Origin of the sequence: Pseudarthrobacter sp. SORGH_AS 212 (assembly GCF_030818145.1) — a bacterium.
GTDB lineage: Bacteria > Actinomycetota > Actinomycetes > Actinomycetales > Micrococcaceae > Arthrobacter.
This window is the reverse complement of record NZ_JAUTAA010000001.1, coordinates 3,334,134-3,346,520: the sequence shown is the minus strand read 5'-3', so window position 1 is coordinate 3,346,520 and position 12,387 is coordinate 3,334,134. Positions and strand designations below refer to the sequence as shown.

Sequence of the window (12,387 nt, the reverse complement as noted above, 5' to 3'; positions counted from 1 at the left end):
TCACTCCGGCATGATCATGGTCCGCAGGTCCAGCTGGCGCAGCACCCGGTCCGCCACTTCGGGGTCCATGTCAGGTTCGCTCCGCGCGGCCACCACTTCCTGCCGGGCTGCGTCCAGGGCGATGGTCTGCACCGCAATGGCCAGTTCCCGGCCACGCTGGCGTTTCTCCGGCAGGGACTCGTTCCGGAGGCTGCCGTCCAGGAGTTCGGCCTGCAGCCGCTTCATTTTTTCCTTGACCAGTTCCACTTTTTCGGGCGGCAGGTCCTTCATGAGGTCGTGGTCCTTGAGTGCTGCGACGGCGGCACCCTGGGCGCGCTTGGCCAGCAGCCGTGCGGCATCGCGTTCCTCCGACCCGTCGCCGGTGGCCTTCAGGACCCGCATCAGCCACGGCAGGGTCAGCCCTGGCAGGACCAGGGTGGCGAGCAGGACGGCGCAGGCGATGACCAGCAGGTAGTCCCGCCCCGGGAACGGGCTCCCGTCCGCCAGTGTCACCGGCAGTGCCAGGGCGAGGGCCAGCGTTGCCAGGCCGCGCATGCCGCACCAGGTGAGGATGACCACTTCCTTCAGGGACGTGGGCTGCAGCAGGTTCCGCCGTTTCCGGGCTCCGAGGGCCAGCACCGCCAGCCACAGGAAGCGCACGGCGAACACCAGCACGCAGACCACCAGGGCCACGCCGATCATGCCGAAGATTGCCGTTCCCTCGTCCCGGATCACGTGCCGGATTTCCAGGCCCACCAGCCCGAAGGCCAGCCCGGTGACCAGGAGCTCCACCACGTCCCAGAAGGCGTTGCGGGTAACCCTTTCGGCGGCGTCCTGCGGCCGGGAGTGCCGCTGCATCTCCAGGGCGGTGACCACCACCGCGATCACGCCTGAAGCATGCACCTCCTCGGCCAGGATGTACGCCGCGAAGGGCACCACCAGCGTGACGGCACTGCGCGCCACCATCGAGTTCACCAACCGGTACGCGAGGGCAATGAGCCAGCCCATGGCGACGCCGACCACCACGGCAAGTGCCGCGCCCACCACGAACTTCAGGACGACGTCGGCCTCCACTTTGGTGCCGCCCACGGCTGCCGCGACCGCCGCCTGGAAGATGACGATGGCCGCGGCGTCGTTGAACAGCCCTTCGCTTTGGAGGACCGTGGTGAGCCTGCGCGGCATGTGCACACGGCTCGCCACCGATTCGACGGCAACAGGGTCCGGGGGTGCCACCATGGCGCCCAGTGCGATGGCAGCCGGGATGCCAATTCCGGGAACCATGAGCCACGCGGCGCCTGCCACCGTTGCTGTGGTGATGACCACCAGCGCCACGGCCAGCATGATCAGCGTCCGCCACCTGACCCGGAACACGGCCCAGGAGCTCCGCTGGGCCGTGGCGAACAGCAGCGGCGGCAGGAAGATCGGCAGGATCAGTTCCGGCTCGATTTCCAGGTCCGGGAATCCCGGAATGAACGTCAGCGCCACCGCAAGGAGCAGCATCAGGACCGGGTACGGCAGCCGCAGCCTGTCCCCCAGCCCAACGGCTACCACGGTGGCCAGGAGGAGCCCAATAATCAGTGCCAGCTGGTCCATCTGCAGTTTCCCGGTGCTAAGCCTGCGGCTCCAATGCTGCCGCCACCGGAAGCGACCCGTCACGGAATTCGATGGTCCGGCCCGCTGTTTCGGGCAGGTCCAGCACCGCTGCGGCGACGATGGCCGTATTGGCACGGGACGTTTCCCCGCCGCCTTCCTTGGGCGGGTTGACGTCGATGCGGCCCGAGCCCGGATTCTCCGTCAGGGAGCCAGGGCCAAGGATGGTCCACGCCAGGTCCGTGCCGCGCAGGTACTCATCCGCATCCGCCTTGGCTTCGGCGTAGGCGTAGAAGCTGTTGTCCGCCGGCACCCCGTGGTCCTTGCCGGCACCCAGGTAGGACACCATGACGTACCGGTTCACGCCTGCCTGCGCTGCCGCATCCATGGAGCGGATGGCCGCATCCCGGTCCACAGCGTAGGTGCGGTCCGGGTTTCCGCCGCCGGCTCCGGCCGACCACACCACGGCGTCGTGGCCCCGCAGCGCTTCGGCGATGGCCGGCGTCGGGGCGTTTTCTACGTCAAGGACCGACGGCGTGGCACCGGTTGCCGTGACGTCGGCGGCGTGGTCCGGGTTGCGGATGAACGAGGTGACGCTGTGGCCTTCCCCGGTGAGGAGGGTGGACAAATGCAGGGCCACTTTGCCGTGGCCGCCAATGATTGCGATTCGGGTCATGGACCCATTCTGCCCCCTAGCTGGAGTTCCCACTGAGGCTGCGGTAGCGGAGGTACACCACACCGTTGCCGAACCGGCGCTCCTCGAGGAGTTCCAGGTTGAGCTGCAGGCCTTCCGGGAAGAAGCGCAGCCCGCCGCCCACCACGACCGGGCTGACGAACACCTGGCATTCGTCCACCAGCCCTGCTGTGAGCGCCGCCACCGCGATGGTGGCACCGCCGATGCCGATGGTCCCATCGGCTCCGTCCTTGAGCTTCTGCACGGCTTCCGGGTCGAACCGGCGTTCGATCCTGGTCCGCGGGGTGGCCGGCCGTTCGAGCGTGGTGGAGTAGACGATTTTTTCTGCCGCGCGCCAGATGCGGGAGTAGTCCTGGATGACCGGCGGCTCGTCCGAGGGCGGCGCGCCAAAGGATTCCCAGGCGGACATCACCTCGTACATCCGCCGCCCGTACAGGTACGTGCCGGCGTCCCGTTCAAGGTCATTGACGAATGCGTGGACTTCCTCGTCCGGGGCGCTCCAGTCGAAGTTGCCGTTCCGGTCCGCCAGGTAGCCGTCCAGCGAAATGAGGCCGGAGTAAATGAGCTGCGCCATGCCCTATGCCGCTCCTGTACCGGAGGACGGAAGGGGCGGGAGCAGCGCGGCCTGCAGGCCGTCAGATTCGGCTTCGGGGATCATGCGAAGCATGGTCATGGCTGGTCCTCGGGGCAGGGCGATGGCTGACGCGCCCATTGTTGTCCGGGTCCGGGTTTTTGTAAACAGCCCGTCAGGCCTTGCGGTTCACCAGGTACTGCTGGCCGAGCGTCCAGAGGTTCGACACCGTCCAGTAGACCAGGACCCCGATGGGGAAGAACGCCCCGCCGGCGGCAAAGACCAGCGGCAGTGCCACGAGGATGAACCGCTGCTGCCGGAGCAGCGGAGCGGGGACGTCAGCCCCCTGGGCGGTGCGTGCGGTGACGAGCTTATGCGTCAGGAACTGGCACGCGGTCATCACCAGGATCATGGCGAGGGCAAGCACCGCGACGGCGGCGGGGTCGCCTCCGCCATGCAGCAGGGAGGCGGACAGCGGCGCACCGAGAACGGTAGACGCGTTAAACTGCTCCGCCTGGGCGGCCTCCATCGCGCCGATGCCTGTCCCCCGCCCCACCGCGTCCGGGATGCCGGCGAGGACCTGGAAGAGGCCCAGGAAGAACGGTGCCTGGATCAGCAGCGGCAGGCATGCGGAGAACGGGTTGGTGCCGTGCTTCCTGTACAGGGCCATCTGTTCCTGGGCCATGGCCTGCCGGGACTGCTGGTCCGTCCTGCCCGTGTATTTTTCCTGCAGGGCCTTGAGGTCAGGCTGCAGGAGGCGCATGCGCCGCTGGGCCCGCACCTGCGCCAGGAACACGGGGATCAGCGCGGCGCGGACCACCAGCACCAATCCGATGATGGCCAGCGTCCAGGTCCATCCGCCGTCCGCGGACAGTCCCAGGGCAGCCAATCCGTTGTGGAAGGCCACCAGGACGGCGGACATCAGCCACCTGAACGGCTCCATGACCTGCGCGACAACGTCCACCGATTCCCCGTCCGACAGTTGCTGCAAAACTACTGCCCTTCGGACAAACAGGAAAGCCCCCGGAATCTCGGGGGATTCCGGGGGCTTAGCCTGTAGCGGTGGGGAGGCTCGATCTCCCGACCTCACGATTATGAGTCGTGCGCTCTAACCAACTGAGCTACACCGCCACGAATGAGAAAAACCTGCGTCAAGCCGGTCAAAACCGCCTTGACGCAGGCCCTCATTCAGAGCCCCCCACCGGAATCGATCCGGTGACCTCGTTCTTACCAAGAACGCGCTCTACCACTGAGCTAGGGGGGCAACGAGTAAATACTCTACCGGAAGATTTACGCACCAACAAATCGGCCCGAACGGCCGTCCGGGCGGCCCGCAACAGTTGCGATTCTGCGCTGGAAGACCTCCGATTTCCGCGCAATTCCGGGGTTTCCGGGCATGCTGGGTGCTGGCCGGATTACGGCCGGAGGCGCCTTTGGGAGCCTCCCCGCCGCCGCTTGGGCATCCGAATGTGTCCAGCCCCACATGCGGCTGTAGGTGCTGGCCACGGATGCGGACATGCCGGGCCCCGGAACCGTGCCGACGCGGGCGAAGGTTCCGGGCGGTTAAACGGCGATGGGCCGGCTCGAAAGCCGGCCCATCGCCGTCGTGCATGGATCTAACCTGCGGAAGGTTTACCACTTGCCCTTGCGGTTGAAGTCGCGGTGACCGCTGTCGCCGCCGCTGCGGGGCTTGCGGGAGCCGTCGCCGTGGCCGCCGAAGCGGGAGTCGCTGGACTGGCCGCGGTCACCGAAGCTGCGCTCGGAGCGCTCGCTGTAGGAGCGGCCGCCGCGGTCCGCCGAGGAACGCTCGCCGTCGTTCTTCCGGAATTCCTTCTTGAAGCCGCCGTTGCCCTTGAAGTTGCCGCCGCGGTCGCCGCCACGGTTGCCCTGGTAGGCGCCGCGGTCGCCGGAGGGCTTGCGGCCGTTGTCCAGTTCGAGGTGGATCAGCTCGCCGCCGATCCGGGTGCGGGACAGTGCACGCAGCTGCTCGGGGCTCAGGTCCGCGGGCAGCTCCACCAGGGAGTGGTCCGAGCGGATGTCGATGCCGCCGATCTGTGCGGAGGAGATGCCACCCTCGTTGGCGATGGCGCCCACGATCGAACCGGGCATGACGCGCTGGCGGCGGCCCACCGCAATGCGGTACGTGGCGTTGCCTTCGGTCAGCTGGCGGGTGGGGCCGCGGGAGCCGAAGCCGTCCTTGGAGCGCTCGCGCTTCTGGAAGTCAGGAGCTGCAGCCAGTTCCTTGACCAGCAGCGGCTGTCCGCCCTGGGCCATGACGGCCAGTGCCGCAGCAATCTCCGCCGCGGGAACGTTGTGCTCTTCTTCGTAGGAAGCGATGAGGTCGCGGAAAGCCGAGATATCCTCCGAGGCAAGGGTCTCTGTGATCTTCTCAGCAAACTTGCCCAGGCGCAGCGTGTTGACCGTCTCGGCAGTCGGCAGGTGCATCTGCTCCACCGGCTGGCGGGTGGCCTTTTCGATGGAACGCAGCAGGTACTTCTCGCGGGGCGTCATGAAAAGGATGGCTTCGCCGGAACGGCCTGCGCGGCCGGTGCGGCCGATCCGGTGCACGTAGGACTCGGTGTCGTGCGGGATGTCGTAGTTGACCACGTGGCTGATGCGCTCCACGTCAAGGCCGCGGGCCGCGACGTCGGTGGCCACGAGGATGTCGATCCGGCCTTCCTTCAGCGCCTCCACGGTGCGCTCGCGCTGCTGCTGCGGGATGTCGCCGTTGATGGCGGCAGCCTGGAATCCGCGGGAGCGCAGCTTGTCAGCCAGGTCCTCGGTGGCCATCTTGGTGCGCACGAAGGCGATGACGCCGTCGAACTCTTCAACCTCGAGGATGCGGGTCATGGCGTCCAGCTTTTGCGGGCCCATGATCTGCAGGTAGCGCTGGCGGGTGTTGGCACCGGTGGTGGTCTTGGACTTGACCTGGACCTCGGCGGGGTCGTTCAGGTACTGCTTGGACATCCGGCGGATCTGGCCCGGCATGGTGGCCGAGAACAGCGCCACCTGGCGGTCCGAGGGGGTCTGCTGGAAGATCTGCTCCACGTCTTCGGCGAAGCCCATCCGCAGCATTTCGTCGGCCTCGTCCAGCACCAGGTACTGCAGCTCGGACAGGTCAAGGGAACCCTTGGAAATGTGGTCGATCACGCGGCCGGGGGTACCCACAACAACCTGGGCGCCGCGGCGCAGGCCGGCCAGCTGGGGGCCGTACGCGGAGCCGCCGTACACGGGCAGGACGGTGAAGTCGTCAATGTGCTTGGCGTAGGAGGTGAACGCCTCGGCAACCTGGAGCGCCAGCTCACGGGTGGGGGCGAGGACCAGGGCCTGGGTCTTGCGGGACGGGCCGTTGAGGTCGTGGAGTTCAGCCAGGCGGGACAATGCCGGCACTGCGAATGCTGCAGTCTTGCCGGTACCGGTCTGTGCCAGGCCAACAACGTCGCGGCCTTCGAGCAGCAGCGGGATGGTGGCGGCCTGGATGGGCGAGGGCTTCTCGTATCCAACATCCTGCAGGGCGGCCAGGACGCGGCCGTCAATGCCAAGATCGGCGAACTTGACGCTGTTGTCGTCCTCGTCGGCGTCAGCCTTGGCGTCGTTTTCAGCCGTGGCGTCGGTGCTGGTCTCGGCGTCAGCCGCCGGGGCTGCTTCCTCAATCGCGGGGGTTGCTGCCTCGTCGATGGCTTCGGCGGTTTCGTTCTGGTTTTCGGGCATAGGGAGATATTCCTCATCCATAGGTGGCCAGGCGGCACTACCCGGGGTGAGCGGAGCCGCAGTACGCGTGCCGTGGGTGCCGGGCAAACGCTGACCGGCCGGTCACAGAAGTCCGGCGCTTTCGCAATCCCGTGGCAGGACTTCGCGCTGCATCTCTTGGCTGCTATCCCAGCAGTCTGTACAGCGTTTTCTTCAGCCGGCTCTCCCTATGAAAATGCCCGTCAGATGCGGGCCCCAACACTTGCCAGTCCTGCCTCAACAATTGGGCAGGAAAAAGGGATTTCCGGAGTGGGGGATGTTTCAAGTGTAAGGTATGCGAGCCCCGCGTTGGTAATTCAACCGGCGACGACGGCGGTGAGGTTGCGCACATGGCCCCGGCGCAGATCAGTGCTGCCGCCCGGAGCTACTGCCCCAGCCGGCGCAGCAAAGCGTCGAACTTCTTGCCGAACTCGGGCTGCTGGAGCCTGATCTCGCCGTCGGCCTCGGCATCCCGGCAGCGCCTCCATGGACTCCAGGTCCGGATCGCTGAACCACTTGCCCACGGTGACACCGTGCCGCGGAACATAGGTGCGGTGGATGTGGTCTCCCGCCTGGATGCTGCCGGTCCTGATGACCCGCAGGTAGGCTCCCACCCGCCCTTCGTCGGTGAAGCGCTTGACCCACTGGCGCTCCCCCAGCTTCCGCTGGAATGTGGCGCACGGGGTCCGCGGCGACGTCACTTCCAACTCGACGTCGAGCCCGATCCTCCACCGCTCACCAATCACCGCCGAGGTGGCATCGATGCCGGACACCCGGAGGTTCTCACCGAACTCTCCCGGCGGAACCTCCCGCTGCAGGACGCCGCCCCAGTAGTCGGCGTCAGCCTGGGAATACGCGTAAATGGCCTGGTCCGGGCCGCCGTGGTGGACACGGTTCGCCTGGATGTCGCCCGTCAGTCCCAGCCGGTGAACCTTGACCGGGCCCTCCGCCGGGCGCTTGTCGATGGCGGTCACACCCACGTTTGAGGCATCCGGCAGGAGCTGGTGGACGCGGCAGACGGCAAGGAGCGAAGCGGTTTCCATGGCTCCAGTCTAGGGTCCTGCCCTTTGGCCCATACTGTGGGCAGTTCTCCCCTGTTTTAGGCTCGCAGCGGGCACCGGCAGGGACTACGCTGATGTGCAGATCACAACTTGGGGTGCAGCGCTGTGCCCAATTCACGTGGATGACTGAGGGGGACGCCATGGATCCAGACGACAAAGGTCCAAAGAACGAGCCGGACAACCAACCGGGCAGCAACGCCGGCAACGGCCGGCCCGGCGACGGCGCCCTTCCCCCAGGTGGGGAGAATACCCCCAAACCTCCTCCGTGGCAGGTGCCCAAGCCGGAGCTGCGCCCCGACCTCCTCAATGAACCCGTCACTCCGGTGGACCCGTTCGCCCGGGACCGGGAGAAGCAGCAGAACGAGGCAGCTGCCCGGAAGAAGCGCTCCCAGCGGCGCACCGTCGTCGTCGGCCTGGGCGTGACCGCCCTGCTCGCCGGCACCATCACCGCCGTCATAGCGAGCAACCAGGACGATCCCGAATACGCCCAGGTGTGTTTCAACGACGAAACCGGCGAACGCGTGGAGGACGCCAGCTGCAACAGCTCGGCCGGACGCAGCGGCGGCATCTACGCCTGGTACTTCTACTCCCGCGGCGCCTCCGTTCCCGCCGTGGGCCAGAACCGGTCCACGGCACCGAACTACACCCGGACCATGCCCAGCGGCGCGAAAGCCTCCACCGGCTACAGCAGCAAGGGCGGCACCGTCAGCCGCGGAGGCTTCGGCACCAGCGCCAAGAGCGGCACCAGCGGCGGCAAGAGTTCGGGGGGCTGAGCGTGAAGCGGTTGCTGTCAAACCCACGCCCGGACTGGAAACAGAAAATTGAAGAGCAGGGCCTGGTCTTCTCCACCACCACCATGGATGACGGCCGGAAGATCGAGTACTGGAACGAGTCCGCCTACTACGAGTTCACCGAAGCTGAGGTGGAACGGCTCGAGGAGACGGCCGAGGAGATGCACCGCATGTGCCTCGAGGCTGCCAAATTCCTGGCCACCGGCGCCATGGGCCCTATCGGCATCGGACCGCAGGCCCTCGAGCTTGCCGCCGAATCGCTCCAGGCCGGCGACGTTGACGTCTACGGCCGGTTCGACTTCATCTACGACGGGCAGGGCGGCCCGGCCAAGATGCTCGAATACAACGCGGACACCCCCACCGGCCTGATAGAGGCGGCGGTGGCCCAGTGGTTCTGGCTCCAGGACGTGTTCCCGGAAAAGGACCAGTGGAACGGCATCCATGAAGCGCTGATCCGGCAGTGGAAGAAGTTCCAGTACCGCACCGGCATGTCCACCCTGCACGTGGCCCACTCCGAGGTGGAGGAATCCGGCGAGGACTGGATGACCGCCGCCTACATGCGGGACGCCGCCAGCCAGGCCGGCTGGACCACCATTGGCATCAATATGTCCGACATCGGCTGGGACCCCAACCTGAACCGGTTCGTGGACATGGACAACTTCATGATCAGCACCATCTTCAAGCTCTACCCGTGGGAACTGATGATGAAGGAACCCTTCGGACACCGTCTGCTGGAGCGTGCCCACAACCCGCGCTGGGTGGAACCGGCGTGGAAAATGCTGCTCTCCAACAAGGCGCTCCTTGCCGCGCTCTGGCACCTCTACCCCAACCACCCCAACCTGCTGCCGGCCTACCTGGACAATCCCGGCCCGCTGAAGGAATGGGTGGCCAAACCGCTGCACGGCCGCGAGGGTGACAACATCAGGATCCATGCACCGGGGATCAACCTGGAACAGCCCGGCGGGTACGGCCGGGAAGGCTGGTGCTACCAGCAGTACCAGCAGCTGCCCGACTTTGACGGCAACCATCCGGTGCTGGGCCTGTGGGTGGTGGACGGCGAATCCGTGGGCTGCGGCATCAGGGAATCGGACGGACCCATCACCGATTACTTCTGCCGCTTCGTACCGAACACCATCGACGCGCCCGCACCGCTGGGCGCCGGAACTTCCTCCAGCAAGGCAGGTATCACCCTATGAGCACAGACATGACGACGGCGGGAGGCCAGGGCGGCCCGTCCGGCACCGCCGTCCAGGCCAAGGGGCTGCGCGCCGGCATCCTGGACCTCGGCGACTCCGTCATGCTCGGCCTCGCCTCCACGGCACCGGTGTACTCGCTGGCGGCGACGCTGGGCCTGATCGTGGCGGTCAACGGCAACTACACACCGTTCGTGCTGCTGCTCGGGTTCATCCCGGTCCTGTTCATCGCCTATGCCTTCCGGGAACTGAACAGTGCCATGCCGGACTGCGGCACCACCTTCACCTGGTCGCGTCGGGCCTTCGGCCCCTGGGCTGGCTGGATGGGTGGCTGGGGCGTCGCGCTCGCCGGAATCGTGGTGCTGGCGAACCTGGCCCAGGTGGCGGGGCAGTACCTCTGGCTGCTCATCGGTGACGGATCCCTGGCCCAGAACAAGCTGGTGGTTACCGGCACCGGTGTGCTCTTCATCGTGCTGATGACTCTCGTGAATTACCGGGGCATCCGGCTGGGCGAGCACGTCCAGCGGGTGCTGACATACGTGCAGTACATAGCTTTAGGCATCTTTGCGCTGGCCATCGTGATCAGGATCACGGCCGGGCCGCCCGAGGGGCAGGCGTTCGACTTTGAGTGGTTCAACCCGGTGGGCGCGTTCGCGGATCCCGGCGCCGTGGTGCATGGATCCCTGCTGGCCCTGTTCATCTACTGGGGCTGGGACACCTGCCTGGCCCTGAACGAGGAAACCGAAAACCCTTCCAAGACACCCGGCCGCGGCGCCGTCATCTCGGCGTTCGTGCTGGTGGCCATCTACGTCTCGGTGGCGCTGCTGGTGATGATGTACGCCACCGTTGGCAGCGACGGCATTGGCCTGGGCAACGAGGCCAACCAGGCTGACGTCTTCCTGGCGATGAAGGACGTGGTGCTGGGCCCGTGGGGGTGGCTGATCGTCGTCGCGGTCCTTGCCTCGGTGCTGTCCTCCACGCAGACCACCATCCTGCCCACGGCCCGCGGCACCCTGTCCATGGGCACGCACGGGGCGCTGCCGCCCAGGTTCGGCGAAGTGCACCCCCGCAACCAGACGCCCGGCTTCTCCACCAAGGTGATGGGCGCGGCGGCCGCAGCCTACTACGTGGCCATGAGCTTCCTCAGCGAGAACCTGCTGGCCGATTCCATCAGTGCCATCAGCCTGTTCATCGCCTTCTACTACGCGCTGACCGGGTTCGCCTGCTTCTGGTATTTCCGGGGAACGCTCCGCGAATCGGCACGCGACCTGTGGTTCCGTGGCATCCTCCCGCTGCTGGGCGCGCTGCTCCTCACGGCGGCGTTCTTCATCTCTGCCGTCCAGATGTGGGACCCGGCCTACGGCGATACGCAGATCTTCGGCGTCGGCGGTGCGTTCGTCAGCGGCGTGGTGCTGCTGGCCCTGGGCGTGGTGCTCGCCGCCGTCTGCCGGTTCCTGCCCTCCACCCGCGGCTACTTCCTGGCGAAGCGATGACCCGTGACCCCATGACCGCGGGCACCTCGGACATCCTGGACCTCGACGCCCTGCTCAGCGGGGAGGAACTGGCGCTGCGGCAACGAGTCAGGGACTTCACGGCACAGCGGATCAAACCGGACATCGCCCGGTGGTACGAGGACGGCGTTTTCCCCGTGGAACTGGCGCCGGAACTCGGTGAGCTCGGCGTGCTGGGCATGCACCTGGAGGGCTACGGCTGCCCGGGCCGGACCGCCGTCGAATACGGGCTGGCAGCCATGGAACTGGAAGCCGGCGACTCCGGGATCCGTACGTTCGTTTCCGTGCAGGGCTCACTGGCGATGACCGCGATCCACACCTGGGGCTCCGAGGAGCAGAAGCAGGAATGGTTGCCGCGGATGGCCGCCGGCGAGGTGATCGGCTGTTTTGCGCTGACCGAGCCCACGGCCGGATCCGACCCGTCCTCCATGGCCACGTACGCCACGAGGGATGGCAGCGGCGACAACGGCGGGTGGATACTCAACGGTGCCAAACGCTGGATCGGGCTCGCGTCAGTGGCCGGCGTGATGGTGGTGTGGGCCATGACGGAAGACGGTGTCCGCGGATTCCTGGTCCCCGCAGGCACCCCGGGCGTCACCGCCACGCCCATCGGGCAGAAGCTGTCGATGCGCGCGTCGATCCAGTGCGACATAGCGTTCGACGGCGTCCGGCTGGGTCCCGATGCGCTGCTTCCCGGCGCGTCTGGCCTGCGCGGCCCGTTCACCTGCCTGAACGAGGCCCGGTACGGCATCGCCTGGGGCGCCATGGGTGCGGCCCGTGATTCCTACGAAGCAGCGTTGGCCTATTCGCAGGACCGCCTGCAGTTCGGCAGGCCGCTGGCCGGCTACCAGCTCACGCAGGAGAAACTGGTGAACATGCTGGTGGAGATCCAGAAGGGGACCCTGCTGGCGCTGCACCTGGGCCGGCTCAAGGACGCCGGAACCATCCGGCCCGAGCAGATCTCACTGGGCAAGCTGAACAATGTCCGCGAGGCCATCAGGATCGCCCGCGAAGCCCGCACCATCCTGGGCGGCAACGGCATCACCCTGGACTACCCGCCGCTGCGGCACGCCGCCAACCTCGAGTCGGTGCGCACCTACGAGGGCACCGACGAGGTCCACACCCTGATCCTGGGCCAGCACATCACCGGCCTGCCCGCCTTCCGCTGATCTTGGCCTCCCCAGCCCAACTAGGTAGCAGTTGATGTCGTTTTGGTGGCTCATAACAGCATCTGCTGCTACCTAGTTGGGCCGGGGGCACGCAGGGTG

Annotated in this window: 9 protein-coding genes, 2 tRNA genes and 1 pseudogene; 4 read left to right on the top strand and 8 right to left on the bottom strand. The window is 66.8% G+C overall.

All coding sequences use genetic code 11. The features are described from left to right. The 8 genes and pseudogenes from QE394_RS15290 to QE394_RS15255 all read right to left on the bottom strand — a co-directional run bounded on the left by QE394_RS15290 (position 1) and on the right by QE394_RS15255 (position 7,606). Positions 1 to 1,572, bottom strand: coding sequence for a Na+/H+ antiporter (locus QE394_RS15290; RefSeq protein WP_349035001.1), 1,572 nt, complete (start codon positions 1,570 to 1,572; stop codon positions 1 to 3). Positions 1,573 to 1,588: 16 nt separating this feature from the next. Continuing rightward, the gene (locus QE394_RS15285) at positions 1,589 to 2,245 is read right to left on the bottom strand and encodes an SDR family oxidoreductase (RefSeq protein WP_056075514.1); all 657 of its coding nucleotides are present in this window, start codon (positions 2,243 to 2,245) and stop codon (positions 1,589 to 1,591) included. Positions 2,246 to 2,261: 16 nt separating this feature from the next. Next, positions 2,262 to 2,837 (bottom strand): dihydrofolate reductase family protein, encoded by a 576-nt coding sequence (locus QE394_RS15280; RefSeq protein WP_349035000.1) that lies wholly within the window; start codon positions 2,835 to 2,837, stop codon positions 2,262 to 2,264. Positions 2,838 to 3,009: 172 nt separating this feature from the next. Then, the gene (gene yidC / locus QE394_RS15275) at positions 3,010 to 3,825 is read right to left on the bottom strand and encodes a membrane protein insertase YidC (protein ID WP_349034999.1); all 816 of its coding nucleotides are present in this window, start codon (positions 3,823 to 3,825) and stop codon (positions 3,010 to 3,012) included. Between the two features lie 66 nt (positions 3,826 to 3,891). Further along, positions 3,892 to 3,965, bottom strand: a tRNA-Met gene (locus QE394_RS15270). A 61-nt stretch (positions 3,966 to 4,026) separates the two neighbouring features. Further along, positions 4,027 to 4,098: transfer RNA gene (locus QE394_RS15265), tRNA-Thr, on the bottom strand. A gap of 368 nt (positions 4,099 to 4,466) precedes the next feature. Further along, complete coding sequence (locus tag QE394_RS15260; protein WP_349034998.1) at positions 4,467 to 6,545, bottom strand: DEAD/DEAH box helicase; 2,079 nt, start codon at positions 6,543 to 6,545, stop codon at positions 4,467 to 4,469. A gap of 403 nt (positions 6,546 to 6,948) precedes the next feature. Then, positions 6,949 to 7,606 (bottom strand): annotated as a pseudogene (locus tag QE394_RS15255) (MOSC domain-containing protein). A gap of 158 nt (positions 7,607 to 7,764) precedes the next feature. Here QE394_RS15255 and QE394_RS15250 point away from each other — a divergent pair. Genes QE394_RS15250 through QE394_RS15235 form a run of 4 tightly spaced genes read left to right on the top strand, consistent with a single transcriptional unit; the run spans position 7,765 to position 12,288 of the window. After that, the gene (locus tag QE394_RS15250) at positions 7,765 to 8,397 is read left to right on the top strand and encodes a Tat pathway signal protein (protein ID WP_268156582.1); all 633 of its coding nucleotides are present in this window, start codon (positions 7,765 to 7,767) and stop codon (positions 8,395 to 8,397) included. A 2-nt stretch (positions 8,398 to 8,399) separates the two neighbouring features. Further along, positions 8,400 to 9,611 carry a glutathionylspermidine synthase family protein gene (locus tag QE394_RS15245; protein ID WP_056075530.1) on the top strand — a complete coding sequence of 404 codons (1,212 nt, stop codon included), beginning with the start codon at positions 8,400 to 8,402 and terminating at the stop codon, positions 9,609 to 9,611. Further along, on the top strand, positions 9,608 to 11,101 hold the full coding sequence (locus tag QE394_RS15240) for an APC family permease (protein WP_349034997.1): 1,494 nt from the start codon (positions 9,608 to 9,610) through the stop codon (positions 11,099 to 11,101). Before QE394_RS15245 ends, QE394_RS15240 begins: the two co-directional genes overlap by 4 nt. Then, the gene (locus QE394_RS15235; RefSeq protein ID WP_349034996.1) at positions 11,098 to 12,288 is read left to right on the top strand and encodes an acyl-CoA dehydrogenase family protein; all 1,191 of its coding nucleotides are present in this window, start codon (positions 11,098 to 11,100) and stop codon (positions 12,286 to 12,288) included. Before QE394_RS15240 ends, QE394_RS15235 begins: the two co-directional genes overlap by 4 nt. The last annotated feature ends 99 nt before the right edge of the window (positions 12,289 to 12,387 follow it).

Bases quoted from the DNA above. Each gene is read 5' to 3' on its own strand.
- QE394_RS15290 (WP_349035001.1), bottom strand. From the start codon at position 1,572: ATGGACCAGCTGGCACTGATTATTGGGCTCCTCCTGGCCACCGTGGTA.
- QE394_RS15260 (WP_349034998.1), bottom strand. From the start codon at position 6,545: ATGCCCGAAAACCAGAACGAAACCGCCGAAGCCATCGACGAGGCAGCA.
- QE394_RS15235 (WP_349034996.1), top strand. From the start codon at position 11,098: ATGACCCGTGACCCCATGACCGCGGGCACCTCGGACATCCTGGACCTC.
- QE394_RS15280 (WP_349035000.1), bottom strand. From the start codon at position 2,837: ATGGCGCAGCTCATTTACTCCGGCCTCATTTCGCTGGACGGCTACCTG.
- QE394_RS15240 (WP_349034997.1), top strand. From the start codon at position 9,608: ATGAGCACAGACATGACGACGGCGGGAGGCCAGGGCGGCCCGTCCGGC.
- QE394_RS15285 (WP_056075514.1), bottom strand. From the start codon at position 2,245: ATGACCCGAATCGCAATCATTGGCGGCCACGGCAAAGTGGCCCTGCAT.
- QE394_RS15250 (WP_268156582.1), top strand. From the start codon at position 7,765: ATGGATCCAGACGACAAAGGTCCAAAGAACGAGCCGGACAACCAACCG.